We start from the raw sequence: 26,941 nt of genomic DNA, 5'->3' as shown, positions 1-26,941 counted from the left end.
TTTAATTTCAGTTTAATATAATGAGTAAGACTAAAACGATTGGAGGGCCTGACAATGTTCGAACAAGCTTGGTTTTTCTTCACCCATTTCGAAAATTATTTAGGACCTCTTTTCCAGACTTTAGGTAACTGGAGTTACTTAATTCTTTTTGTACTTATCTTTGCCGAAACAGGTCTTGTTGTTTTTCCTTTTCTACCTGGTGAGTCGCTACTCTTTTTCACTAGTTCCATTGCCGCCTACTCAACAGATACCATTGATATTCGGGTATTAGTCCCAATATTCTTTTTTGCCGCACTCTCTGGAGATGCCGTGAATTTTGAAATTGGTCGACATTTAAATAAATTACCTTTCTTTAAAAAAAGAATCCCCCCTGAAAAGATGGAAATCGCCAAAAGTTTTTTCAAAAAACATGGTGCAAAAACAGTCGTATTTGGACGCTTTATCCCATTAATTAGAACTTTTGTGCCACTTATTTCTGGTACTATTCAAATGAATTACAGACATTTTAGTATTTTCAACTTAATTGGCGTCTCACTTTGGGTAGCCATTGGAAGTGGCGTCGGTTACTACTTCGGCGCAATTCCATTTGTTAAGGATCATTTTTCTATTATTTTCCTTTCAATTGCCGGGATAGCATTACTTCCAGTGGTCTTAGCTGGGTTAGTACAACTTACGAAATTTTTACTTAGAAAAAAACTTGATGCTAAATTCTAGGATAAGCTTTTTAGAATAATCGTTTTCTTTAGCGTATAATGGGGCTATCACATAAACTTCAGGAGGTTCTCATGCCATTTACAGTCTATCTCGTTCGCCATGGTCAAACCATTTTCAATAAATATAATCGGATGCAAGGTTGGTCCGATTCACCACTTACAGAAAAAGGCATTAACGACGGCCACACTACTGGAAAAAAATTATCACAAATTCAGTTTGCTAATGCATACAGTAGTGATACAACCCGCGCAAATCGTACAGCTAACTACATTTTATCTGAAAATGAAAACTCTTCAGATTTAATTGTTACAACATCTGAGTTTCTTAGAGAGCAAGGCTATGGTTACTATGAAGGTGCCGATTCTTCTCAAGCTTGGTTTGTTGTTGGTAAGCCACATGGCGCTGCTAATTTCACTGAGATTTTGCAAAAATTTTCAATTGAAGAGGCACGTGACTTCTTCAAAGAAATCGATCCTTTCCATGATGCTGAAGACGATGCCGATTTTTGGGCACGTCGTAATAAAGGTTTTGATTTATTGCGTAAAGATGCTAAAGATGGCGATAACGTTTTAGTTGTCAGTCATGGGACAACAATCAGAAGTATCGTTTCTCATTTTGCACCCGAAATTGATATTACAATGAGCCCTAAAAACGGTAGTGTAACTAAGTTAATCGTTGATGACAATTCAGTTAAAGTTGAATATTTCAATCATCACGATGATGATAAAATCTAAATAAAAAAGGAGTAACCAATTTTTAAAATTGGTTACTCCTTTTAGTTTAAATTGATTTACGTTGTGTCTTGTAATCGATAACTTCTTTTTCAGATAAATTACCTAATTCTTGTAATTTATCTTCAATAATATTTAAAACAATATTACGATCAGCTTCATTTTCAACAAAATCGTATTTATCGCCATCAATAACTAAAAATTCAGAAACGTCATATTCTTTTTCCCAATCTTCATAATAGCGAAGTAATGTTTTATAGTATTCAACCAATGAGTGGTCAGTTTCAATTTGTTCATAATCACGGCCACGTTTTTGAATACGATTAACCATTGTTTCATAAGAAACTTTAATCATAACCATCAAATCGGGTGATTTTTTATGTGCAGCATAAGGTAACTCTTCAAGCATATTTTCTAATAAATCTTGATAGATGTTATATTCAACAGTTGTGGCATTACCCATTTCTGTATTCATCTTCATAAAAATAGCATCTTCATAAATTGAACGATCAAGAACATTATTATCTTCTTGCATTGCTGCTTTAATCATTCTGAAACGACGATTCAAAAAGAAAGTTTGTAATAAGTAAGCGTAGGGATTTGTTGCTTCCTTATCCCCTGCTTCACGTTTTTTTGCAGCGATTTCGTTACCTTTGTAAAATAAAGGTAATACCGGGTTATCTGTAACAGGTTCGTAAAAAGCCTCTACCCCAAGTTCTTCAGATAAAATTTTTGTCATACTAGATTTTCCTGAACCAATAATACCAGCCAACGTAATCAAAATAATAAACACTCCTTCTTGAATAGTTAATACAATTTATGCAGTTAAAACAATTAGATTTAGACTTGTAATTAATATCTCATTCGGTATCATCTTACTAGTAGTCATAAATAATCTCATATTTTAATTCTCCGTTTATTTAGTATACATTGGATTAAATAAAATAAAAGTCTTTTCTTTTTCTAAAATTAATGCATTAAGTGAGACTATTCATCAAAAACCAGACAGCTCTAAGTACCTTTTTTATTTACAAATTAAATATTTATTTATGAAAGGATTTCATATGTCATTTACCGTTTATATGGTTCGTCATGGCCAAACTTTTTTTAACTCTTTCCAGAGAATGCAAGGCTGGTGTGACTCTCCACTTACAGATAAGGGAATCAACGATGCCACCCATTCAGGAAAACTTTTACGCGATAAATCATTTAATGCCATTTATCGAAGTGACACAATGCGTACAAAAAAAACACTAAGCCATATTTTAAGTGAAACGAATGTTGAAGAAAATGCACAGTTAACACCAATTGAAACAGCACTTTTTAGAGAAGAATATTATGGCTCATTTGAAGGCCAAGATACTGCAGCTGTTATGCAAACAGTTGGTACACCTTTTAATTGTCAAACCTTCAATGATATTCTTGAAAAATATTCCATCGAAGACTCACGTGATTTCATAAAAAGTGCTGACCCTTTTAATTTAGCTGAAAATGACCAAGAATTTTGGAATCGCTATGATCATGCTTTTGATTTTTTACGCACTAACCAAAATAATAATGACAACGTTCTATTAGTTGGTCACGGGACAGCAATTAGAAGTATCGTTTCACGATACGCACCTAATATTGATATATCATCTAGTCCTAAAAATGGTAGCGTCACTAAATTAATCGTTCATCACGATACAATTGAAGTTAGCTATTATGGTAATTTTGGCGAACAACCCATCTAAATAAAGAGAGGTGAATACTCAGTTTTAAAAACTGAATATTCACCTCTTTTTTATTTTTTTAATACCATCCCTTTATATAAGGTAACTGTTACCCAATAATATCCCAAATAGAGAACTGCAAAAATAATAAATGGAATCGTTATATGTGAATATGGATCTGGAATTAATTCCTTGAACATTTGTAGTCCGAATAAAACGTGGATTACACCGACAATTCCAGGTAAGAAGAATAAGATGCCAATTTCGCGCCTAATTGATTTTTTCATTAGTCGTTGCTTAGCGCCTAATTGGTTCAATAAATCATATCGTTTTTTATCCGTTGCCGCACTAGACAATATTTTAAACATAAGAACACTTGCTAACATTGCCAACATCGCAACGCCTAAGAAGAATCCAATGAATTCTAATCCGCCATAAATGCCGTTAGCCAACTGATATACGACATACTTATTCATAAAATAAGATGAATTATCTAACTGATTTTTAGGTATTTCTTCGCTCAATGCTTTTAAGATTTCTTTATTATCTTTAAATGATGCTAACCTAACAGTATGGATACGTTGTGTCTTCGCCGAAACAGCTGAAAATGATGCGTCAGAGACAAGTACTGGATTTAACATATCAGGGGATTCCAATGTAGTTCTAACAGCATTTCCCCATAGATTATCCTCATTTTTAGCTGTCATTTTGGCAGGGTCAACTTTAATAAATTTACCGGTAGCCGTTCCCGTTTCCGTGAAATCAAGCGTGTACAATGGTGATTTCACAAAGTCAGATTTTTTAAAATAACGGACAGAACCAACTTTTTTTGCTTCATAAATGGACTCTTTTTTATCAGTCAATTGACTAAGTAATTTTTTCTCTTTTGTTGATGGATTTTGGACAACAACATCATATGGGGAAGTAGAAGTAGCTGTTTGATCAACCACACCAGAGAATCCCATCCCAACAGTTATTGCGCCTAATGCTAGTGCAAATAACATCGCAACCATTGTTAGAACCCGATTTAATGAACCTAATCGAAAGCTAAGTTGCCCTAATAAAAAGGTATTTAATTGCTTTTCAGAAAATCCCTTATTACGTTTTAATAATTGAACCAATCCACTAAATAATGAATTGAAAATTAAAAATGTCCCAATCAAAATTGTTACGACTGACCCAATAAATCCAGCCATTTGAAACAGTGCTAAATGACTTAATAAATAATAGCCACTTGCAATTAAACCTAATCCTAAGATACTTTGAATTAAGATATTATAAGATTTTAGCTTTTTACCTTGTGGTTGTTCTGCTTCATTTAATAATTTTAAGATAGGCGTTCTTAACAAGCTTTGTCGATTAAATATAGCAGCAATCATGAAAAGAATAACGAAGAAAAGCATTGTTATTAGGATTGCTGGGAAATAAAAAGCTTGAAAAGAATGCGGTGCAAGATCCATTTTATCTACTAAAAATTGGCTAACGCCATATGTCAGTCCAATACCAACTAAAATACCAACAGCTGTTGCAATTAAGCCAATAATTAAAGTTTCAGTGAAAATTAAGCGCCCAATCTTACGCTTTTTAGCGCCTAGCATCATGAACATCCCATAATCTCTTTGACGCATGCTCATTAAAAATGTATTCGCATAGATAATATAAAACAGTGTAATAATTGCAAGTAGTACAGAACCTACTTGGAAAATCATTGCTGCAAATTTTATCGTCGCATTTTGTTTAATAAATTCTTGATTAGTTGCTAATGCTTCAAACATGTAAAAGATTGCTGAAGCCATAATGAGTCCTGATAACAAGATTAGATAATCTTTAAAGCGACTCTTAATTCCAGTTAAGGATAATTTTAATAACATATTGTTTCCTCCCTTCTTAAAATTATTGTTCACTCTTAGCTAGTTCATTTAAAATTTCTTGATAAAACTCTGTTCGCGTATTCGTTCCTTGAATCAATTCTCGACCAATCTTACCATCTTTAATAAAGAGAATTCGTTGACAGTAACTCGCACTAACAGCGTCATGAGTCACCATCAAAATTGATACTTGATCATTTTTATTTAAACTTTCCATCGTTGATAGGAGTGACTTTGCACTTTTAGAATCCAAAGCACCTGTTGGTTCATCTGCTAATAAGATTGCAGGATTATGGACTAAAGCACGAGCTGCTGCAACTCGTTGCTTTTGGCCACCAGATAATTCAGTTGGAAATTGTCCAAGAACACTATCTATCCCCAGTGTTTTCGTTAATTTATCAATACGTTCTTGATATTTAGAAATAGACGCATTCTGTAATGATAGTGGCAATGTTATATTTTCAGCTGCCGTTAAGTTATCTAGCAGGTTAAAACTTTGGAAAATAAAGCCAATTTGTTGTGCTCTAAAATCTGATAGTTTATCGCCACGCATCATTGAGATATCCTGATTATTAATCTCAATTTGTCCTGAAGTCGGCTGGTCTAGTGTTGATAATAAGTTAAGTAATGTTGATTTACCTGATCCTGATGCCCCCATGATACCAATAAATTCACCCTGTTCGACAGAAAAATTAATCCCTTTTAAGGCTTCCGTTTTCTTCTCTTTATTCTTACCGTAGACTTTTTTAACATCTTTTGCGCTTACAACTATTTCTTTCATTTTATTAGTCCTCCATTTATATTTATCATTTTACTATATGTGTACTATTATACATAGTACACATTAAATAGCAATTTTTATTATCGTTAATTCTTAACTTAATTCTCATTAAAACGATTACATTTTATATTAATTTAATTTTTCATGGAAATTAATTAGTCAGTTCACTATACTTATAAATTGTTAGTTTAATTTACATAGTTATTTATCACGGGAGGTACTTATGGAAAACGAGAAAAAAACATTTATATCGTGGCCAGTTTTGGCATTAATGTCATTCGTAACAGTTATTGGCTTCGACGATATCGTCTATAACTTTCAAAATCAAGGTATGGGCGTTATTACATCTTGGATCATTTTATTGCTATTATATGTAATTCCCTATTCTTTAATGGTAGGACAATTAGGTTCCGTCTTTAATTCAGAAGGTGGCGGTTTAAGTTCATGGGTTCGCGGAACTCGTGGCGAAAAACTAGGTTACTTTACGGCATGGACTTATTGGGCTGCTTCGATTCCTTACGTTGTTGATACCGCTAATTCAGTCGTTGTTGGCTTTGGTTGGTTATTTAACGGAAGTAATGCACTCGAAGATAGTTTATCAACAGCTATGTTCGCGTTAATAACATTAGTAATCTTCGTTGGTTTCATTTTTGTTCAACGTTTCTTCAAAGGTTCATTAGAATTTTTAGGTCTTATTGGTGGTGGTACCATGTTCATCCTCACAATTTTATATGTTGTAATGGCATTTGGCTCATTATTAACACCTTCAGGTCGTATTGCAACAACAAATATGAGCTGGCACACACTAATTCCTAAATTTGATTTACATTATTTCACAACAATTGGTTTATTAATTTATGCGATTAATGGTGCAGAATTAATTGCGCCATTTGTCACAAAAATGAAAAAACCTAAAAAAGATTTCCCTAAAGCCATGATTATGTTAACCGTTATGACAATCTTCTTAACAGTTTTCGGCTCATTCGCACTTGGGATTTTCTTCAATGCCCATAACATTCCTAATGATTTTAAAATGAATGGTTCGTACTACGCATTCCTTCGTTTAGGAGATCAATTTCATATGGGTAGTTGGTTAATGTATGCCTTCGCTATTACTCAAATTGTGTACATGTGTGCTCTTCTAGCTGTTCTTCTTGACGCTATGACTCGCATGCTTATCTCTGACACAGGCGCTCGTTATATGCCTAAGAAATTACTTAAAGTTAACAAAGATGGTTTACCAATTAATGGGTACATTTTAACTTGTACTTTAAGTGCCTTCATTCTCTTCTTGGGTGTCTTCTTGCCAGATATGAATACAATCTTTAATTGGTTACTGAACTTGAATGGAATTATTTCACCAGGTGTCACTTGTTGGATTTTCTTCGCCTTCATGCAGATCCGTAAAAATAGTGCTAAATATCCATCAGAATATGTCTTCATTAAAAATGACAAATTAGCTTACGCTGTTGGTTTATGGTGCTTAGTTGTTACTGTTTTGGCAACAGTCTTTGGGATTATTCCTCAAGATGTCGAGATGGGTAGCTCACTATTCTACTACCAGTTAGCCATCAATATTATTAGTGTCGTTGTTCTTATCGGTCTTGGATTCATTATGCCAATGATTGCTGAACGTGAACGTAAAAGAGATGGTATTAAAGATTAAATTCAAAAACGCTATGACTACTTAATTAAAAGTAGTCATAGCGTTTTTGAATTTAATCTTTTATTATTATGCCATCTACACCTATTGACTCACAAATCGTTAAAAACCTCACATCTTCTAGATTTTCAAAATGAACGTGATAGTATTTAAACCACTCACGATATTCTTTATAGGTTGTTATAATTTGATTGGCCTCATTTTTATCATTTTTTAAATCATTGAATAGCGCTCTACGATCCTCATTAAATCCATAAAATGCTGTGTAAGTCGCAATACTTTCAAGAAACACATCAGAAATAATTTCCCAACTCATTTGATTCTCCGGAATATTTCTTTCCTCTAATAATAGCCTCACATCATACGGTAATGCGTTTACATTTTTTATTCCTTCACCTAAACTCATTCGATTACCCCCCGATAATTGCAATTAATATACCACACCCTTCTCATCGATAACAAGCACTTGGCTTGTTATCTATTTTAATTTTTTCTGCGTCTTATAAAAACAAAAAAAGCTTAACAATATTGTTAAGCTTGCCGTATATTTTAAGTTCGCATTTTAAGTTAAATTAATTTTATATTCTAACTTTTTTTTACTTAATTTCTTGTATGATAGCATTTCTTAATTATTACTTGCATATGCTTGTTGACCATCATACCATTCACAGACAGTTAGAAATCTTAATTTCGAAAAACAATTAACATTAGCCTGATATTTTTCGAACCAATTACGATAATACCGATATTGCTTAATTAACTGCGCGGCCTCTTCTGGATTTTGTTTCAATTCATCAAATAGCTGCTTTCTATCATCGTTAAATCCATAGAATTCAGTAAAATTAATTGTACTTTTAATAAATAAATCGAATAATACGGCTAAATCATTATCTTTTTCGCAGAGACGCCCCTCTTGAAAAAGTAATTGTACATCATACGGTAATTCTTTGTACGCTTCATTATATACTTCTGTATCATCTATCATGTTGGGTGCTCCCATTCTCCCCACCATATAAAACCCTTTGTTCCACATAACGTTTTAGTTGAACCTTTTATTCATTCCCAAATCAAAAAATAGTTATGTCGTTACCTAATTCTAATACATCTAGTATACATTATTTTATGCATAATTACCTAAAATTTTTATACTTCCTTTAATATATTTAAGATACTCATACAATTAATAGTTTACACCCTTTTTAAAATCAAAAAAGACCTTTTCAAAAATTCTTGAAAAGATCTTTCTGATTTATTATTCAGCTTCTTCTGCCAAAGTATTGGCAGCTCGTTCCTTATACATAGGGATTTCATCTTCACTTGCTAAAACAAAATGTTCTGGCGAAATTTCAACCATTCGACGTTTTTTACCATCTGCCTCAACTGACGAATCGTATGGTACTGGAATGCGATTACGTTCAAATTCAGGGTCAGGAACAGGAACGGCCGAGATTAAACTGGCTGTATAATCGTGTAAAGGATGTGTATATATTTCGTCTGCAGGAGCTATTTCTAATAACTTACCATAATGCATCACACCAATTCGATCACTGATATATTTAACCATTGATAAATCATGTGCAATAAACAAATATGTTAAGTTATGTTCAATTTGTAATTCCTTCAACAAATTAACAACCTGCGCTTGAATTGAAACATCTAATGCAGAAATAGGTTCATCTGCGATGATAAACTTAGGTTCTACAGCTAAAGCACGAGCAATACCAATACGTTGGCGTTGGCCACCTGAAAATTCATGGGGGTAGCGGCTAGAATGATCTTTATTCAATCCAACTGTTTCTAATAATTCTTCAACACGTTTCGCACGTGCTTCATCATTGGCAGCTAAATGGTGAATATCTATTCCTTCTGCCACAATATCTTTAACTTTCATTCGTGGATTTAGTGATGCATATGGATCTTGAAAAATCATTTGCATGTCACGGCGAAATTGTAATTTATCTTTTTTAGACTTAATTTTACGAATATCAACACCATCAAAATCAATTTTACCATCAGTTGGTTCATATAAATTGATGATACTACGACCTGTTGTTGTTTTACCAGACCCTGACTCGCCCACCAAGCCAAATGTCTCGCCTTCATAAATATCAAATGAAATATCATCGATAGCTTTCACTTCGTCTGGTTTGCCGACATTAAAATATTGTTTTAAATGACGGACTTTTAAAATTTTATTTTTCTTTTGTTCCACTATGTTCAGCTCCCCTTCCTTAGTTTTCTACCAAATTTTGATTCGCTTTAATTTTTGTTTCTTGTTGTTTTGCAAAAATTTTATACCGTCTTTGAATTTCAACTGGCGGCGTTACTTTAGGTGCATCTGGATGCAACAACCATGTAGCTGCTGCATGTGTTGGTGAAACATCGAAGAATGGTGGTTGTTGTTCTGTATCAATCTTCATAGCGTACTCATTCCGAGCGGCAAATGCATCCCCTTTTGGTGGATCCAATAAATCAGGAGGTGTACCTGGAATTGCGTACAGATGTTCACTATCAAGTGTTGGCATTGAATTCAATAAGCCCCAAGTATATGGATGTTGTGGGTTATAAAAGACCTCATCGACTGTCCCATATTCAACAATCCGACCTGCATACATAACCGCTACACGATTAGCCATACCAGCAACAACCCCTAGATCATGGGTAATGAAAATAATTGATGTTTCAATTTTTGCTTGTAATTCTTTCATTAATTCCAAAATCTGTGCTTGGATGGTTACATCTAAAGCTGTTGTTGGTTCATCAGCAATTAAAATTTCTGGATAACAAACTAATGAAATCGCAATAACAATTCGTTGGCGTTGACCACCAGAAAATTGATGTGGATAGTCCTTAAAGCGTTTTTTAGCATCTGTAATCCCAACTAACTTCAAAATTTCCAAGGCTTGCGCCATTGCTTTTTCTTTTTTTACATGTTTATGCTTCATTAATGGTTCAGCAATTTGTCTACCAATTCTCATAGTAGGATCTAAAGAAGTCATTGGGTCTTGGAAAATCATTGCGATATCTTTACCACGAATGTTTTCCATTTGTTTTTCTGATTTTTTAAGTAAATCTTCACCATGAAAAAGAATTTCTCCACCCATAACTTCTGCATTATTAGCTAATAATCCCATTAAACTTTTTGTTGTAACGGATTTACCGGAACCTGATTCACCAACGATTGCTAAAGTTTCACCTTTAGCCAGATGAAAACTAACATCACGTATGGCTTTAACATCTCCAGCATACGTATGAAAATTAATTTCTAGATTGTTAACTTCTAAAATATTTTCTGCCATTTTTCAACACCTACTCTTTCGTTTTTGGATCAAAGGCATCACGGAGTCCATCACCTAATAAGTTGAAGGCAACCATGATAATACATAAAACAATTGCTGGATACCACATTTGGTATGGTAAAAACTGGAAATTCTTTTGACCATCATTCAATAATGACCCAAGTGAAGCTTGAGGAGCACTAATCCCAATTCCGATGAAACTTAAGAAAGCTTCGAAGAAAATAGCACTAGGAATTGTAAACATTGTTTGAATAATAATCACACTCGATAAGTTAGGTAGTAAATGTTTCACTGCAATTTTTACGGGTGACTCGCCTAAAGTTCGAGCTGCAAGAATATATTCTTGATCTTTTAATTTCAACGTTTGTGCCCGAACTAATCGAGCCATCGTTGTCCAACCAGTCACTGCAATTGCTAAAATAATTGATGTTAAACCTGGTTTGAAAACCAATAACATTAAAACAATAACGACCAAGTTAGGTACCGATGAAATAATTTCGATGATTCGCTGCATGAATGTATCAACACGTCCGCCACGCCAACCGGACAAGATTCCATAAGCAACACCGACTCCTAAATCGACTAATGCAGCAACTAGTGCCACGATTAAGGAAATCTTAGTTCCATACATAATTCTTGATAACAAATCACGTCCAAAAACATCCGTTCCTAAAATAAAGTATTTATCTTTTGGAATACTATTTTGTTCATAAGCATCATACCAGCTACCTGATGATGTTTTTAACTTTCCATTTAATCCATCTATTGGTACACCAGGAATTTTAGGTGGTAAATTTGTATACTCAACATTTTGTTCTGTTGCACTATGTGGTGCTAAAATGGGGGATCCAAATGCCAAAATAAAAATTGCAACCAGGACCCAAAGTGAGATAAAAGCCCCTTTATTTTTCTTCAACCGACGCCAAGCATCCTGAACGAAAGTCAACGACGGTGCAGCAATTTTTTCATTATCAATAGCGTTATTTTTATCTAACGGTTCAAATGCATCTACTGGTAGGTCAATTTTATCTGCCATCGTTAATTTCTCCTTCCAGTTAATCGAATTCTTGGGTCAATAATACCGTAAATGATATCTGTTAATAAGATAACAACTACTAGTCCAGCTGAATAAAGCATTGTAACACCCATGATTGTGGGGAAATCATTTGTCAAAATTGATTTTACGAATTGTTCACCAATTCCAGGAATTGAGAATATATTTTCAACAACCATTGAACCAGTCATTAATGCAACCGTATAAGGGCCGATTAATGTTACTAAAGGAATTAAACTATTACGTAAAGCATGGTGGAATACAACGCCAAACTTTGTTAATCCTTTAGCCTTAGCCAGTTCAATGTAATCACTGCTTAGGACATCCACCATCTCGGTTCGAATGAACCTGGCCGTCTCCGCCAGTGGGCCAACCCCTAAAGCAATTGTCGGTAGAATCGTGTAACTGAATCCGCCCCAATCAGCAATTGGTAACCAGCCTAACTTTAATCCTACGTAATACTGTAATAAAACAGCTAAGACGAAAGAAGGAATTGAGATACCTAAGATTGATAAAATTGTTGAAGAAGTATCAATCCAAGTATTTTTGTTAATCGCACCAATGGCACCAATCACAATTCCAATAACTATTCCGAAGATGATAGCTTGTAATCCAAGTTGTCCGGATGGTCCAATACGGCTTGAAATTAGGTATGACACAGGTTGATTACTGTATTGGAATGACGTTCCTAAATCACCCTTAACTAATCCCACTAAGTAAATGAGATATTGTTGCCATACGGGTTTATTCAATCCATATTGTTCATTCATAATCTGTAATTGCTCAGTTGTCATTTTTTGCTGATTCGCATAAGGTGATCCAGGCATTAACTTCATTAAAAAGAAGGTAATGGTTGCGACTAAAAACAACGTCAGTAGCATATAAAAAATTCGTTTAACTAGGTATTTACCCATAATTCTGACCCTCACTTTTGCTTTATTATGTAATTAAAACAAGTCAGAATTAGCCGTGGTAGCTAACTCTCACTTGTTAAATTTTAACACGTTAATTAATTATTTAGTAACATAAGCATCTTTGAAATTGTAATTGATACCAGCTCCATTGTAGATAACACCTTTAACTGTTGATCTTAATAATTGAGCTTGAGCCATTTGGTAAAGAGGTGCAATTCCTTGATCTTTCATCAAGATTTTTTCAGCCTTAACTAAATCATCCCAACGTTTATCTGCATTACTTGCATCTGTTGTTTTTGAAGCTTTAATCAATGCATCATATTCACTATTTTTCCATTTACCTGCATTTTGTGAATTATCTGAAGTAAATAAATCTAAGAATGAGATTGGGTCTGAGAAATCAGCACCCCATGCTGTAACAACAATATCGAAATCACCACTAGTTGATTTTGCTAAACGTGATTTGAATGGGATATTTGTTAATGTTACATCCGCACCATCTAAGTTATCTTCAATCGCATTTTGTAAAAATTCATTTGTTTTCTTAGCTTTATCAGTATCATCACTTAGAAGTGAGAAACTAGCTTTTGTAACACCAACTTCTTTTAATCCTGCTTTCCATAATTCTTTTGCTTTTGCAATGTCTGTATTTGCAGTTGATTTAACGGTTGATTCTTTTGCAAAATCTTCGCCTGTTTTAGGATTTGAAGCAAGACCTGATGATACTAAACCTGTCGCAACAGTTGAGCCATCCCCTAAAATTTTATCAACAAATTGTTTTCTGTTGATAACTAATGAAATAGCTTGACGAATCTTTTGGTTATTAAATAATTTATTCTTTTGATTGTATTGTAAGTAGAACGTTGATGCTTGTTTACGTGTGATATAGTCTTTATCTGTTTTCAATGTTTTAGCTTGTTCAGCAGATAAATTCGTCATATCTAATTTTTGACTTTGGTATAAATTATAGCTTGTTGTATTATCTTTAGAAACTTGGAAATTCATTTGTGTTAGCTTAACTGCTTTTTTATCCCAATAAGTGTCATTTTTCTTTAGGTCCCAAGTTAAGTTAGTTCCTGTCCAATCATTTAATGTAAATGGACCATTGTAAACCATGTATTTGCTTTGTGTGCCATATTTAGAACCATACTTTTCAACAACTTTTTGATTTTGTGGATAGAACGTTGGGAAGCCCATCAATAATTTGAAATATGGTACTTTTTTATCAAGTGTTACAACTAATGTATGTTTGTCAGTTGCTTTGATTCCCAATGTTGATGGCGCCATCTTACCCGCGCTGATTGCATCATAATTTTTAATCCCTGAGAAGAGGTAACCATATTGTGAAGCTGTCTTAGGATTAACGGTCCGTTGCCATGAATAAACAAAATCTTTAGCCGTTACATCGTCTCCGTTGCTCCATTTTGAATCACGAAGTTTAAATGTATAAGTCATGCCATCTTTTGAAACGGTTGTTTTAGTTGCAAGTGCATTTGACACTTTACTGTTCTTACCAATTCTGTATAAACCTTCATTAGTATTGTTCAACATGTTAAAGCTAACTGTATCCGTTGCTGTCGATAAATCCATCGATGGTAATTCAGCTGTTTCAGACCAATTAATAACCTGTTTATCAGCGAGTTCTTTACTATCTGAAGATGAAGATTTAGATCCACACGCTGCCAAGACAATGACAGACAATGCTAGCACACCACTTAATTTCAAAACTGACTTTAACTTCATAATATGACCTCTCCTTTTTTATTTACCTTTTCTTAACGTAGGTTTATCTTACATTAGAAAAAGATTAAAATCAACATTAAACTCTAATTTAATTAAAAAGAGATTCAAGCGCCTTTAAAAAAGCCGTTTAACTATATAAAATATTCAACTCATAACATTTGCACGTTGTTAAAATGAGAGTTTGGCCATTTTTATTCATTAATTCTCATTTAATTCAGTTAACTTATTTTGATGTTCGAATATTTTTTTGAATAAATGTTATACTTAACCTATTAATTAAGTTCCACGAGGAGGTTCTCATGAAAGAAACTTATTCTACAGAAATACCAGTTATTGACGTTTTCATTGCTGGTATCGAAAAACAACGTGAAAATTTAGATTATACAATGTCTGAATTAGCTGCATTAGTCGAAGCTAACAACATGCATGCTGTTGAAGACATTCGTCAGAAATTAGATCGACCAACTGCTGCCCTTTACTTTGGTAAAGGTAAAGCTGAAGAATTCAAGACTGAAAGTGAAGCACAAGGTGTGAAAATTTTAGTTGTAAACGACGAATTATCACCAACTCAAATTCGTAACCTTGAAGCTGCATCAGGTATGGAAGTTATGGATCGTACAGGCCTGATTTTAGCTATTTTTGCTTCAAGAGCACAATCACGCGAAGCAAAACTCCAAGTTCAAATGGCTCAACTTCAATATCAGTTACCTCGTTTAAGAGGGATGCAAGATAAACTAGATCAACAATCTGGTGGTGGACTCGCTAACCGTGGTGCTGGCGAAACGAAGATTGAATTAGATCGTCGTGTGATTGAAAATCGGATTAACCACATTAAAAAAGATCTTGCTGAAATGGACAAAGAAGAATCTACTAGACGTAAACAACGTGATAAATCTGGTATTCCGACTGTTGCATTAGTTGGTTATACTAATTCAGGTAAATCAACGACAATGAACGGCTTGCTTCGTCTAATCGGACAAGATGATGACAAACAAGTTTTTGAAAAGAATATGTTGTTTGCTACATTAGATACAAGTGTCCGTAATATTCAATTTGAAGATAAAAAACAAATTTTATTGAGCGATACTGTTGGTTTTGTCAGCAAATTGCCTCACCAATTAGTAAAAGCTTTCCGTACAACCTTGGCTGAAGCTGCACAAGCTGATTTACTTATCCAAGTGATTGACGTGGCTGATAAACATGCTGAGGAAATGATTCAAACAACTGAAGATACATTAAAAGCTATTGGCGTCGAAAACATTCCGATGATTTATGCCTATAATAAAGCTGATTTAGCAAATATTGATTATCCTACTTTCTCAGATGATAAATTCACTTATAGTGCGCGTGATGAAAAATCACTTAATCAATTAGTAGATATCATTAAAAAGAATGTCTTTAAAGATAACGAAATTATGACTGTTCTTATCCCATTTGATAAAGGTCAACTTGTTGATTTAATCAATGAAAAGGCAACTATCTTAGAAACAGATTATGAAGAATCAGGTACAAAATTAAAGATTGATGCAACAAAAACTATTGCAACCCAATTGCAAGATTACATCGTTTAAAATAATTCTATAAAAAGAGTGCGTGAATCGGTCTGAAATAGCCGATTCACGCACTCTTTTTTGTCGTCATAATCATATCTAGTTTATTGCATGATTCCCGCTGTTATGCTAAAATGCAACTATTCATTTTAGAAAAGGAGGATTCAATTTTGGAAAAAAAACCAGCAGTTGGACTTAACAGATCGTTAGGTCTATGGTCAGCATTATCAATCGTAATCGGAACTGTTATTGGTTCTGGTATCTTCTTTAAACAAGCTTCGGTACTTGACTACACCGGCTCTACTACAAATGCCCTGCTCGCATGGCTATGTGGTGGTATCATAACCTTAACCGCTGGACTAACTGTTGCTGAAATTGGATCTCAAATTCCAGAAACCGGTGGATTATATATCTACATGGAAAAAATTTACGGTAAAATTTGGGGTTTCTTAGCTGGTTGGATGCAAGTTATCGTGTATGGACCAGCTATGATTGCTGCGTTAGGCGCGTACCTTGCTATTTTAATAGTAGATTTCTTTAGTATTCCAGCTGGTTATTCTCATTTAATCGCATTAATTGCAGTCATTTCTATTGGCTTCCTAAATATGCTATCAAATCGTTATGGTGCTTCATTCCAGATTATTACAACTATTTGTAAATTATTCCCTATTGCTGCTATTATTATTTTTGGTTTATTTTTTGGCAATGCAAATGCACTTGGCCAATCTGTTGCAACTGTCAGTCACTCTACAAATAATTTTGGTGTTGGTATACTAGCTACTTTATTTGCTTATGATGGTTGGATTCTGATTGCTAATATGGGTGATGAAATTAAAAATCCTAAAAAGACATTACCTAGAGCTATTGTTTTAGGAATTTCAATTGTTCTTCTTATTTATATTCTTGTTTCGTTCAGTATTATGCGTGTCATGCCTGCTAGTCAAATCCATCAACTAGGCGAAAATGCAACACCACAATTTGCTAAGATTGCCTTTGGCCAACTTGGTGGAAAAATTATGAATATCGGTGTCATTATTTCTATTCTTGGTTGTATGAACGGTAAAATCATGACATTCCCTCGAATTATGTGGGCAATGGGTAAGAACAAACAATTACCTTTCCATAAAGAAATATCTTATTTACATCCAAAATCACATTCACCTGTTATTGCAACATGTGTGGCTTTAAGTATTGCAGCGATTATGATTTTATTTTTTGATGCTGATCGCTTATCTGAAATTTGTATTTTTACAGTTTATTGCTTTTATGTTATGACTTTCGTCGGCCTCTTTATCTTACGCCGTCGGAATAAAGGAACAGATTTAAAACGTGTTTTCTCAGTTCCATTGTTCCCCATAACACCTATTGTTGCTATCTTAGGTGCAGCCTTCGTTTTAGTTAGCGAAGTTCAATCAGATATTGTAGGTGTTTTAATTTCATTTACAATTGTTGCACTTGGTATCCCGGTTTATTTATACGAAACACATAAAAATAAAGATCTATAATAAAAAATGTGTAATGACAGCTATTGTCATTACACATTTTTATTTTTAATTCATCATTTTCCGGGAAAAGGATTATTCACAAAAAGTTGTGTATAAAATTTAATTTCTTGCAAAGTCTGAGCAATTTTATTTTTTGTATAATCTGTTAACTTAGCATCGTTATTTAGTTGTCCATCTTCATTAAATGTTTGATCAACTATTCCCAATAATGTTGGCGTAGGCAACGTGATAAATCCTAATCGATTCAAAATAGGTACTAATTCAGCTGTTGCAAATTGTGCACCGCGCATGTTATCTGAGTAGCCCACAATCTTAACTGGTTTACGTTGCCCTTCAAAAGCCAAATAATCGATTGCATTTTTCAAAACGGCTGGAATAGCATGATTATATTCAGGCGTTAAGATAATAAAGCCATCTGCCGCAGCTACATCCGCTATCCATCGTGCTTCATTTTCAGGTAGTTGTCGATTTTCATTTTGCATAGGTGCCAATTTTTCGTGGAAGAAGGTTAACTGATAGTCACTTAATTTTAGAAATGAAAATTCAACATTATCCTGATTTTTTGCTACTCCTTCAATATACTTAATGACCCTTTTACCAATAGAATTCTCTCTTGAACTCCCTAGAATAACAGCAATTTTCACCATGACATCATCTTCTTTCTAATTTATTTTTCAATCAAACAAACCGTCATTTTATGCCGATTCTACTAACTAATAAAAATGGTTGCTAAAATCTATATAGATTTCAACAACCATTTTTATTTTATTGTCTACGCTAAGCGTCTTTCTAAGTATCTTGAAACCAATGATAGTGCATAACAAACGACGAAGTACATCACTGCTAAAGCGACGAACATTGGAATAACATAATTAGTATTTTGACCGTATACTAATTGTGCATGATACAGTAACTCTGGTAAAACAATGATAGTAGCCAATGACGTATCTTTAATTAATGAGATAAATTGACTAACCAATGGTGGAATCATTTTCTTTAAAGCTTGTGGTAAGACAATCACACGCAGACCTTGCCAATAAGTTAGACCATTTGCGCGAGCACCTTCCATTTGTCCGGGTTCAACAGCTTGAATACCACTTCGAATGATTTCAGCTAACATTGCTGATTCGAAAACGGTCATCGCTAACGTTGCTGACCAGAAAATTGATAACCGAATACCAACATTTGCTAAGCCAAAATAAACGAAAAATAAGATTAAAAGTAATGGTAAATTTCGAATTAAATCAATTATAAAACCAACTATAGCAGATAAACGTTTTACTTTAATATATCGTGTTAGGCCTAGAATAGCGCCAATTATAAAACTGAAAATAATTGAAATAACTGAAACTTCGATTGTTACTAATAATCCTTGTAGTAAGTAGCGAATATTTTCCCAACTATATGCTGCAATAAAATCTGACATATTTTTCTAGACCCCCTTTAACTTAATTTCTTTTCTAAATGTCTCATGTAATAACTTAATGGCATCGTGATAATTAAATATAACACCCCAACGATAATGTACGTGTTGATTGTATCAAATGTTGTTGATGCGATAATATCACCTTGGTACATTAAATCAAATCCAGCAACGAAGGCTAAAACTGAAGAGTTTTTTACCAAATTAATGAACTGATTACCCAAAGGTGGAATCACATATTTAAATGCCTGGGGTAAAATAATATGAAACATCGATTGCATGAATGTTAACCCGTTTGAGCGAGCACCTTCCATTTGTCCAGGATCAACAGCTCTAATCCCAGCACGAACTGTTTCTGCAATAAAGGCAGATGTGTAAATCGTTAGTCCGATTGTTCCAGCTGTAAATCCGTTGATATTCGTAACGTACATAGGTACCACAACGTAGAAAAACATTGCAACAACCAATAACGGAATATTTCTAAATATTTCAATATAGATACGTGCAATAATTTTTAAAATTCGATATGGCATTTCTTCCAAAATTGCAAAGAACGAACCTATAATTAAACTAAAAAATAATGCGAGTACACTTGAACACAATGTATAGCCAAGTCCTGTTAATAAGGCTTGCCAATGTTCTGTAAAAATCGTAATCATTGTTGACTCGCCTCCTTCACACTAAATCCTGGAATATCGCCAAACCATTTGTTTAATAATTTTTCATACGAGCCATCGGCACGCATTTCAGCTAAAGCCTTATTAACTTCATTCTTAAATTCACCTTGGCCTTTATCAATCGCAATTCCGTAAGGTTCATGCGTAAAAGTACCACCAACAACAGCAAAATCAGAATTCTCTTTAACCATCCCATATAAAATACCATTATCAGTTGTTAAAGCATCACCTTGACCAGATTTTAGTGCGGTTAATGCTTGCGCATAATCATCTAGTTCCAGCACTTCTGCTTTAGGTGCATACTTCTTCATGTTAATAACTGAAGTTGAACCCTTAACACCTAAAACAACCATACCGTCTTTATTCAAATCTTTTACGGATTTAATTGAGCTTGTTCTTTTAACTAAAATAGCTTGTCCGGCAGCAAAATAAGAGTTAGAAAAATCAACTTGTTTTTCACGATCTTTAGAAATGGACATCGTCGCAATAATTGCATCAATATTTCCATTTTTCAAAAGTGGAATTCTTGTTTTACTTGTTACCTGAACAAAATTAGCTTTACCATCTTTACCTAAGATTTTTTTTGTCACTGCCTTAGCAATATCAATATCAAATCCTTGGATTTCACCGGTTTTGATGTTCATTAAACCAAATAACTTCGTATCTGCTTTAACACCCCAGTTAATTGTTTTTGTTTCTTTAGCTGTTGTTGCAATGTTGGCTTTACTTTGCGCTCCACAGCCTGCAATAACTAATACCATAGCTATACTCATAAACAATAAGCTAATTTTTCTTAATTGTTTCATATTTTAATCCCCACTCTCACAGTCTTGAGCTCCTTAATGTTTAATAATTTTACTCAAGAATTTTTTTGCACGTTCTTCTTTTGGATTGTCGAAAAATTCTACTGTTGTATCATCCTCAAGAATTTGACCATCAGCCATGAAAATAACACGATCGGCTACTTCACGAGCAAAGCCCATTTCATGAGTTACAACAATCATTGTGATCCCATCATTTTTAGCGATATCTTTCATAACTTTTAAAACATCGTCAATTGTTTCAGGATCTAATGCAGAAGTTGGTTCATCAAATAATAGCGCCTTAGGTTTCATAGCTAGACTACGGGCAATGGCAATTCTTTGCGATTGTCCACCTGATAACATTCTAGGATATGATTGTGCTTTATCATCAAGTCCAACTGTTTTTAATAAATCCATTGCGATTTTTTTATTTTCAGCTTCATCCCGTTTTAAAACTAAACGTGGTGCAAGCATAATATTTTCTAAAACAGTTTTGTTTTCGTACAAGTTAAAATGTTGAAATACCATCCCAACATTTTTTCTGATTTTATCAATATTCGTTTTCTTATCTGCTAAATCAAAATTATCAACTAATAGTTGCCCCTCGTTAACTTGCTCTAAACCATTGATAGTTCTGATTAATGTACTTTTTCCAGAACCAGATGGCCCGATAATAACGACGACTTCGCCTGCTTCAACTTTTAAATTGATATTCTTCAATGCGTGAAATTTATCGTAATATTTCTCCACATTTTTAAATTCGATCATTGCCATACTCTCAATCCCCTTCTCTTAACTCTTTTATTCTTTTTTGTGATACTTTAATTATACTACCAAATGGATGTTTAATTGCAGTCTTTTTTAAATGTACCATATAATCACAAAAAAAGTGATAGCAATGTAGTTATTTGCTATCACTTTTTTACTAATTTTCTTTTTCTTTATAGGCAATTTGAACTTTAACGTGAAATTTATGTGATTCTTCAATAACTGATGATCGACCAGCAACCTTCTGATTACCACCATAAATAGTTGCTGTTGCTAAGTAAATATCATATTGTTCTTTAGCCGTTTCAATATCAGATAAACCAACATGGGTTAGGCGACCAATCAATTGTTTATCAATCTGATTCATTCCAGCGTAAACATTCATTTTTTCGTCTTCTATTTTTAATTCAAAAAATGGAAAAGCAACGGGCTGTGCTAACTCTGACACTGGTTTTCCTGTTTTCTGAATTTCTTTTATAATAGCATCATCTGACAATCCATCATAATCAAAATCTGAATACTTAACTTGCTTCATTTGATCAGCAATTTTTTGAATACTTACTTTTTCGTTTCTATTTGTCCTAAGTGTCGCTGGCATCAGCATTTTAGAATCAAATAGGCCATTCGTTTGAACATAACCTGGTTGCATTCGGCGACGTTTATCTCCTTCAATTTCTTCCTTAGGCGGTCCGCCCAACAATTTTTCAATTTTCGGTGAAGGATCAAATTTAGTTGTTTTATTTGTAAAATAATGAATAACATTTAAAACAATAAAATATAATAAAACAAAAAAAGCAAGAATAAACAAACTACCTCTAACATAATAACCATTTATGAAATATCGTGATGCGATATACAATAAATACCAATTACCAAGAAAGCCTAAAACAGTATAAATTCTATTTTTTAATTTTAAATTAACATTAATAAACCCTAAATAATGGTTTGCTAAATCTAGTAAACTAAACATTTATTTACCTCCTAATCCTTAGTCTGTATTTGTCGTTTCTGCACTGGCTTTGGCTTTGTCAGTCGTTACCGTTTTAGTATTCTTCACGCTACTACTTGTGCTTGTTGCCGAGCTAGCTTTATCCGCATTTGTATCAGTATCTGTACTTGTATCAGTTGTGTCATCGGTACTTGTTTCCGCGCTCTTATCATCCGTTGTATTATCGGCACTTGTACTTGCTGATTTGTTTGATGTTTCATCGGCAGCACTTGAACTACTAGACTCATCTTTTGAACTTTCTGATGAAGAGGACGAATCAGAAGAACTCGTCTCAGAAGATGAACTTACTTCTTTGGAACTCGAATTATCGTCTACTTTAGGTTTAGTTTCCGACGGTGATGAAGCTACTGAAGAAACTGTTGCTCCTTCGTTTGTATTCGTTGTTTTGTTAACAACAACGTTAGTTGCGCCCAATGCAAGTACGATAGAAACAATTGCAAAAGGTGTTATAAATGGTGGCGTTCTATATGCCATTAACTCTCACTCCAATTTTGTACTTTTTCCATTAAACCATTTGTTATTGAAGTTTATTCGAAGATAAACTTAATTTTTCGATAATTTTTTTTGGCATTCATCACAAATCCCATGTAATTCAAATTTATGTTCTTCTATTTTGTAACCTGGTAACTGTTTTACAAAATAATCTAGCGGACAGCTATCAAGTTCAACCACCTTACTACAAGAAGTACAAATAAAATGATGGTGATGTTTGTGACTAAAATCACATTGATATTTTACACAGGCTCGTTCACCATTCATCCGTTGCTCAACAAGACCCATTTCTTTAAATTCTTTGATATTTCGATAAATTGTATTATGACTCATCCCTGGATATTTATTTCTCATATAGTCATCCACAACTGTAACGTCAACATAAGCTTCCTCATACTGACTTAAATACGTTAATAAACTTTTTCTTTGTTTCGTAATTTTATATTTATTTTCTTTTAGTATATGCAATGCATCATCAATTAATTCAGTCAAAAGGCTTATCTCCATTTCTAAATAATAATGGTTACTCTTTAAGAAGAATACCATATCAACTAAAAAAAGCAATCACTCTTAACCTAATGATTGAATTAACTGATCAATCTGTTTCTTTGCGTCAACTAAATCGTCATTAATAATGACATGTGCTATACCTTCAAGATCTGCTGGAAGTTTCATGTCTCGTTTTGCTTCACCAGAATCTAAGCGTAAACTTCGATTTCGAATCGTATCTCCCCGTTTAATTAACCGATCTTGTAATATCTGATTATCCGATACAGACAAATATAAGACAACTGTTTCTTTTGGTAATTCTTTTGAATACGTGATGGCACCTGCCGTATCGAGTACAATTGTCGCATTTTTTGCCTCTGACCAAGCAGCATCTATCGCTTCTCTTGATGAACCATAGTAATGGCGATCATACTCAACATGTTCTAAATAATGAAAATTAAAAAAAGTTTCATCGGATTCAAAATAATAATCGCGACCATTTTTTTCATTAACTCTTGGTTGCCTAGTTGTGTGAGTAATCACCTTTTTGGCATCAAATTGCTTGGTTAGATAGTCTCTAATCGTCGTTTTACCTGTTCCCGGAGCACCCGTGATCACGAATATTCGTTTTTGCATTAAATCATCCCTTTATCGTTTTTAGACTTCTTCATATTATTTAAAAAATTTTTGGTTAATATAAAACAAATGACTTGCATTCATTTTATGTACGTACTATACTAAGCTTCTACTAAAGAAAGTAGAATGCGCTTTCATGGTAGTAAGATATAGAAATACGGAGGATACACACTTATGAAATTTGGAACATTTAGTAAAAACTGGTATACGATTTCTTTAGACACTGAAAAACAAATCTTTATTGCTAGTTCAAAAAATAATCCAGCCATTTCAGGTTCTGGGGTAACAATCGAAACAGCCGTTTCCAACTTATCAACAGAAATGAAATATGTTCAATCTGGACAATTTGTATAGAGGGTAAATGTGAGCTCACGCACATCAACCCTTTTTTATTTGGACTTTTTTACCGATTAAACCTTACCATCAATCGCTTAATGGGTACGTATAATAAACTAACAATGATAATTGTCGAGATTGAATTAACAACAGTTGCAGGTAAACTTAAAAACGCCTGAACAGCGGCGACATTAAAACTAACACCTTTAATCATTGCTTCACCAATCGAAACTAAATATGATGTTCCTATTTTACCAATTCCTGCCGTTGCAGCAATAATGATAATCCAATATTTACCATGATAATTTTTTAATCCTTTCGTAACAACCGTAATTAGTAATGCAATAACCACTACTTCTAGTACAGTAAAATATGACGTATCTGCATAACCATTCAAAATATCAAATAATCCCAGACCAATCGCTCCTGCAATTGTGCCATAACTAAACCCTAAAAAAATCACGGCCAATGCTGCTAGTGAATTACCGAAATGAATAAATGGTTTTCCCACCATAGCTGGGATTGGTATTCTAAAAACTGAGATACCTATATAAATAATTGCCGCAAATAATCCCGCTAAAATAATGCTTCTTAATCTTTCATTTCTCATTTTATTTTTCCATTCTATCGTTAATATCGGGTAAAATACTCATAAAATTAACCCCTAACCTTTGATCAAGTCCTTCATTATCAGAATTACTCATCGCTTTCCATGTTACTTCTACTGCAAATTCCAATGCTTCCCTTAGTGAATGACCATTCATTAACTCACCCACTACGCAGCTTGCTAGCAAGTCTCCTGTCCCAAAATAATGATTCTCACGTTGTTCTTTTAATACCCAACCTGATTCGCCTTCTTTTGTTAGAAAAACAACACCAATTTGATTTTTCTGGTTTGTAACTCCTGTAATTATAACCGCTTTTAAATTTAATTTCTTTAATAAACGTGTTAGTAACTTTTTAATTTCTGCCTCGCTAGGATTTTCCTGATAATTACAGTCTGCCAATAAGTAAGCCTCTGTTAAATTGGGTAAAATTAAATCTGCTTGCGTTAAACATAACATGCTTAATTCTTCTACATAGTCGTTTGTCAGTCCTGAATATAACGTGCCGTGATCAGCCATAACTGGATCAATAACGGTGAGTGCTTTATCATCAGATAACCTATCTAGTAGAATCCCCATCATTTTAATACTTTCTGCCGTCCCTAGATAGCCCAAATATGCGCCCGTAAATTGAACTGGAATAGTTGCCCAGTGTTCTTCAAAAGCTTTTATAAATGGTGAGATGTCTACCTTCATTGGTACTCCAAATCCACCTGTATGACTACTTAATAACATTGTTGGCAATATTGTCGTCCGTTGTTGATAACTAGCTAAAACAGGAACCGCAATCCCTAATGAAACACCACCAACACTAGATAAATCTTGTGCAATCAATAATTGTTTCATTATTCCACCTTCTTCATTTGAAGTTATTTAATTCATTATAAAATGAATACGCCAGAATAGCGATATTTAGTAACCATTTAAAAATAAAAAACTGTTGAAAAATTAGCACTAGGCTAGTTCCTCAACAGTTCAACTATTTCTTCAATTCAATTTTATTTTGTCGACCAATCGCATGTTTTAACATAAACGGTGCTACGATAGTTGAAATAATAATTACCATGATAACTGCCGAATAGTATTCCGTCGACAACAAGTGTGCGGTATACCCAATTTGGACAATAATCAAAGCCATTTCGCCACGAGAAATCATCCCCGCACCGATTACATATGCACTATTTAAATCAAATCCAAGTAACCTAGCACCTAATCCACCACCTAGTAATTTTGTGAGGACGGCCAAAATCGTTAAAATAACGATAAACCAAATATTTTTCATAAATCCATCAAATGACATGCTTAATCCAATACTCGTGAAAAACATTGGAATAAAGACTGCATAACCAATTGGTTCAATATTGGCATCAATTTCTTTTTTATACGGTGTTTGTGCCACTGCAATTCCTGCAAAAAAGGCACCAACAACAGCACTTAACCCCACTAAGTCAGCTAAGTAGGCCATACCTAGACAGATAACCAGTGACATAATCGTAATCGATGAGCCAACTAATAATCGTTCACTTAATCTCATCAAGAAAGGCGCCACCCACTTGAATAGGATTAAAATACCAATGAAGTAAACAAATTCTAATAAGAAGCCAATCCAAATGTTAGCTTGTGCGCTATCACCGGTACTTGTAATATTACCAAATACACTAACTAATACACTTAAAATAACAACAGCTAAGATATCATCCACAACGGCCGCACCTAGGATTGTTGCACCTTCTTTTGAATCTAATCGTTTTAATTCTTTCAAGACTTCGACGGAAATACTAACTGACGTTGCCGCAAAGATAACACCTAAAAATAAAGCCGATTCAAATCCAAAATTATAAATTCGACCAAAGTAATAGACAACTAAGATAGGGAAGACAACACCTAAAGTCGCAACTGATAAGGCCGGTTTTAAATACTTTTTAAGTAGATCTAAATCACTTTCTAATCCCGCCATAAACATTAAAATAATCACACCAATTTCTGCGAACATCGCAAATAAATGATCTGAATGGACCCAATTCAACATTGCTGGTCCAAGTAAAACACCAACTAATAATTGCCCGATAACACTAGGAACACCAATTCGTGTGCTGACATGACCCGCAATTGATGTTGCCACTAATACTAAACAAATCGTTCCTAAAAATGCCATTATTTCTCCTCTCA

General features: G+C 33.9%; 29 protein-coding genes. 7 read left to right on the top strand and 22 right to left on the bottom strand.

Annotated elements, in window-relative coordinates; all coding sequences use genetic code 11:
- Positions 1 to 54 precede the first annotated feature (54 nt).
- Positions 55 to 714 carry a VTT domain-containing protein gene (locus AC1RPK_RS01405; RefSeq protein WP_481760914.1) on the top strand — a complete coding sequence of 220 codons (660 nt, stop codon included), beginning with the start codon at positions 55 to 57 and terminating at the stop codon, positions 712 to 714.
- 71 nt (positions 715 to 785) lie between these two features.
- Positions 786 to 1,448, top strand: a complete 663-nt coding sequence (locus AC1RPK_RS01400; protein ID WP_481760915.1) for a histidine phosphatase family protein — start codon at positions 786 to 788, stop codon at positions 1,446 to 1,448.
- A gap of 46 nt (positions 1,449 to 1,494) precedes the next feature.
- Here the strand turns inward: AC1RPK_RS01400 and AC1RPK_RS01395 are convergent, their stop codons facing one another.
- Positions 1,495 to 2,226: a deoxynucleoside kinase gene (locus AC1RPK_RS01395; protein WP_481760916.1), complete on the bottom strand. Its 732-nt coding sequence runs from the start codon at positions 2,224 to 2,226 to the stop codon at positions 1,495 to 1,497.
- A gap of 268 nt (positions 2,227 to 2,494) precedes the next feature.
- Here AC1RPK_RS01395 and AC1RPK_RS01390 point away from each other — a divergent pair, with 268 nt between their 5' ends.
- Entirely contained in the window at positions 2,495 to 3,178 is a 684-nt protein-coding gene (locus tag AC1RPK_RS01390; protein ID WP_481760917.1) for a histidine phosphatase family protein, read from the top strand.
- 50 nt (positions 3,179 to 3,228) lie between these two features.
- Here the strand turns inward: AC1RPK_RS01390 and AC1RPK_RS01385 are convergent, their stop codons facing one another.
- Together AC1RPK_RS01385 and AC1RPK_RS01380 are read right to left on the bottom strand one after the other, a co-directional pair.
- Positions 3,229 to 5,028 (bottom strand): ABC transporter permease, encoded by a 1,800-nt coding sequence (locus AC1RPK_RS01385; protein ID WP_481760918.1) that lies wholly within the window; start codon positions 5,026 to 5,028, stop codon positions 3,229 to 3,231.
- A gap of 22 nt (positions 5,029 to 5,050) precedes the next feature.
- Entirely contained in the window at positions 5,051 to 5,806 is a 756-nt protein-coding gene (locus tag AC1RPK_RS01380; RefSeq protein WP_481760919.1) for an ABC transporter ATP-binding protein, read from the bottom strand.
- Between the two features lie 223 nt (positions 5,807 to 6,029).
- Between AC1RPK_RS01380 and AC1RPK_RS01375 the strand changes: the two genes are divergently transcribed.
- Positions 6,030 to 7,472 (top strand): APC family permease, encoded by a 1,443-nt coding sequence (locus AC1RPK_RS01375; RefSeq protein ID WP_481760920.1) that lies wholly within the window; start codon positions 6,030 to 6,032, stop codon positions 7,470 to 7,472.
- Between the two features lie 52 nt (positions 7,473 to 7,524).
- Here the strand turns inward: AC1RPK_RS01375 and AC1RPK_RS01370 are convergent, their stop codons facing one another.
- The 7 genes from AC1RPK_RS01370 to AC1RPK_RS01340 form a co-directional block, all read right to left on the bottom strand.
- Positions 7,525 to 7,875 (bottom strand): hypothetical protein, encoded by a 351-nt coding sequence (locus AC1RPK_RS01370; protein ID WP_481760921.1) that lies wholly within the window; start codon positions 7,873 to 7,875, stop codon positions 7,525 to 7,527.
- Positions 7,876 to 8,094: 219 nt separating this feature from the next.
- Positions 8,095 to 8,454, bottom strand: coding sequence for a hypothetical protein (locus AC1RPK_RS01365; protein WP_481760922.1), 360 nt, complete (start codon positions 8,452 to 8,454; stop codon positions 8,095 to 8,097).
- A gap of 267 nt (positions 8,455 to 8,721) precedes the next feature.
- Positions 8,722 to 9,681, bottom strand: coding sequence for an ABC transporter ATP-binding protein (locus AC1RPK_RS01360; protein WP_481760923.1), 960 nt, complete (start codon positions 9,679 to 9,681; stop codon positions 8,722 to 8,724).
- Positions 9,682 to 9,700: 19 nt separating this feature from the next.
- Positions 9,701 to 10,768: an ABC transporter ATP-binding protein gene (locus AC1RPK_RS01355; RefSeq protein WP_481760924.1), complete on the bottom strand. Its 1,068-nt coding sequence runs from the start codon at positions 10,766 to 10,768 to the stop codon at positions 9,701 to 9,703.
- 10 nt (positions 10,769 to 10,778) lie between these two features.
- Entirely contained in the window at positions 10,779 to 11,804 is a 1,026-nt protein-coding gene (opp3C, locus tag AC1RPK_RS01350) for an oligopeptide ABC transporter permease (protein WP_481760925.1), read from the bottom strand.
- Between the two features lie 2 nt (positions 11,805 to 11,806).
- Positions 11,807 to 12,736: an oligopeptide ABC transporter permease gene (gene opp3b / locus AC1RPK_RS01345; protein ID WP_409021660.1), complete on the bottom strand. Its 930-nt coding sequence runs from the start codon at positions 12,734 to 12,736 to the stop codon at positions 11,807 to 11,809.
- Positions 12,737 to 12,835: 99 nt separating this feature from the next.
- A complete protein-coding gene (locus AC1RPK_RS01340; RefSeq protein ID WP_481760926.1) occupies positions 12,836 to 14,479 on the bottom strand; it encodes a peptide ABC transporter substrate-binding protein in 1,644 nt (547 codons plus the stop codon).
- A 299-nt stretch (positions 14,480 to 14,778) separates the two neighbouring features.
- On the opposite strand from AC1RPK_RS01340, the gene hflX reads away from it, so the two are divergent.
- Both hflX and AC1RPK_RS01330 read left to right on the top strand, forming a co-directional pair.
- Complete coding sequence (gene hflX, locus AC1RPK_RS01335; RefSeq protein WP_481760927.1) at positions 14,779 to 16,050, top strand: GTPase HflX; 1,272 nt, start codon at positions 14,779 to 14,781, stop codon at positions 16,048 to 16,050.
- 146 nt (positions 16,051 to 16,196) lie between these two features.
- A complete protein-coding gene (locus tag AC1RPK_RS01330; protein WP_481761139.1) occupies positions 16,197 to 17,534 on the top strand; it encodes an APC family permease in 1,338 nt (445 codons plus the stop codon).
- A gap of 53 nt (positions 17,535 to 17,587) precedes the next feature.
- On the opposite strand, the gene AC1RPK_RS01325 is transcribed toward AC1RPK_RS01330, so the two are convergent.
- The 9 genes from AC1RPK_RS01325 to AC1RPK_RS01285 all read right to left on the bottom strand — a co-directional run bounded on the left by AC1RPK_RS01325 (position 17,588) and on the right by AC1RPK_RS01285 (position 23,831).
- Positions 17,588 to 18,181, bottom strand: a complete 594-nt coding sequence (locus tag AC1RPK_RS01325) for an NADPH-dependent FMN reductase (protein ID WP_481760928.1) — start codon at positions 18,179 to 18,181, stop codon at positions 17,588 to 17,590.
- A 125-nt stretch (positions 18,182 to 18,306) separates the two neighbouring features.
- Positions 18,307 to 18,960, bottom strand: coding sequence for an amino acid ABC transporter permease (locus AC1RPK_RS01320; protein WP_409021664.1), 654 nt, complete (start codon positions 18,958 to 18,960; stop codon positions 18,307 to 18,309).
- Positions 18,961 to 18,977: 17 nt separating this feature from the next.
- Positions 18,978 to 19,616, bottom strand: a complete 639-nt coding sequence (locus tag AC1RPK_RS01315; RefSeq protein WP_481760929.1) for an amino acid ABC transporter permease — start codon at positions 19,614 to 19,616, stop codon at positions 18,978 to 18,980.
- The gene (locus AC1RPK_RS01310; RefSeq protein WP_481760930.1) at positions 19,613 to 20,440 is read right to left on the bottom strand and encodes a glutamate ABC transporter substrate-binding protein; all 828 of its coding nucleotides are present in this window, start codon (positions 20,438 to 20,440) and stop codon (positions 19,613 to 19,615) included. Before AC1RPK_RS01310 ends, AC1RPK_RS01315 begins: the two co-directional genes overlap by 4 nt.
- Positions 20,441 to 20,473: 33 nt before the next feature.
- The gene (locus AC1RPK_RS01305) at positions 20,474 to 21,211 is read right to left on the bottom strand and encodes an amino acid ABC transporter ATP-binding protein (protein WP_409021667.1); all 738 of its coding nucleotides are present in this window, start codon (positions 21,209 to 21,211) and stop codon (positions 20,474 to 20,476) included.
- A gap of 151 nt (positions 21,212 to 21,362) precedes the next feature.
- On the bottom strand, positions 21,363 to 22,175 hold the full coding sequence (locus tag AC1RPK_RS01300) for a DUF6681 family protein (RefSeq protein ID WP_481760931.1): 813 nt from the start codon (positions 22,173 to 22,175) through the stop codon (positions 21,363 to 21,365).
- Between the two features lie 18 nt (positions 22,176 to 22,193).
- The gene (locus AC1RPK_RS01295; RefSeq protein WP_481760932.1) at positions 22,194 to 22,688 is read right to left on the bottom strand and encodes a hypothetical protein; all 495 of its coding nucleotides are present in this window, start codon (positions 22,686 to 22,688) and stop codon (positions 22,194 to 22,196) included.
- 69 nt (positions 22,689 to 22,757) lie between these two features.
- Positions 22,758 to 23,198 (bottom strand): Fur family transcriptional regulator, encoded by a 441-nt coding sequence (locus AC1RPK_RS01290; RefSeq protein WP_409021670.1) that lies wholly within the window; start codon positions 23,196 to 23,198, stop codon positions 22,758 to 22,760.
- Between the two features lie 78 nt (positions 23,199 to 23,276).
- Complete coding sequence (locus AC1RPK_RS01285; protein WP_481760933.1) at positions 23,277 to 23,831, bottom strand: guanylate kinase; 555 nt, start codon at positions 23,829 to 23,831, stop codon at positions 23,277 to 23,279.
- A gap of 174 nt (positions 23,832 to 24,005) precedes the next feature.
- On the opposite strand from AC1RPK_RS01285, the gene AC1RPK_RS01280 reads away from it, so the two are divergent.
- Positions 24,006 to 24,185 (top strand): hypothetical protein, encoded by a 180-nt coding sequence (locus tag AC1RPK_RS01280; RefSeq protein ID WP_409021673.1) that lies wholly within the window; start codon positions 24,006 to 24,008, stop codon positions 24,183 to 24,185.
- Positions 24,186 to 24,234: 49 nt separating this feature from the next.
- On the opposite strand, the gene AC1RPK_RS01275 is transcribed toward AC1RPK_RS01280, so the two are convergent.
- The 3 genes from AC1RPK_RS01275 to AC1RPK_RS01265 all read right to left on the bottom strand — a co-directional run bounded on the left by AC1RPK_RS01275 (position 24,235) and on the right by AC1RPK_RS01265 (position 26,927).
- Positions 24,235 to 24,777: an ECF transporter S component gene (locus AC1RPK_RS01275; RefSeq protein WP_481760934.1), complete on the bottom strand. Its 543-nt coding sequence runs from the start codon at positions 24,775 to 24,777 to the stop codon at positions 24,235 to 24,237.
- Position 24,778: 1 nt separating this feature from the next.
- Positions 24,779 to 25,618 carry a pyridoxamine kinase gene (locus AC1RPK_RS01270; protein WP_481760935.1) on the bottom strand — a complete coding sequence of 280 codons (840 nt, stop codon included), beginning with the start codon at positions 25,616 to 25,618 and terminating at the stop codon, positions 24,779 to 24,781.
- A gap of 133 nt (positions 25,619 to 25,751) precedes the next feature.
- Positions 25,752 to 26,927 (bottom strand): cation:proton antiporter, encoded by a 1,176-nt coding sequence (locus AC1RPK_RS01265; protein WP_481760936.1) that lies wholly within the window; start codon positions 26,925 to 26,927, stop codon positions 25,752 to 25,754.
- Positions 26,928 to 26,941 lie beyond the last annotated feature (14 nt).

The organism is Dellaglioa sp. CoH-55-MRSF-6 (assembly GCF_056782215.1).
Note: the sequence above shows the minus strand (reverse complement) of the source record. Positions and strands in the feature narration are given on the sequence as shown.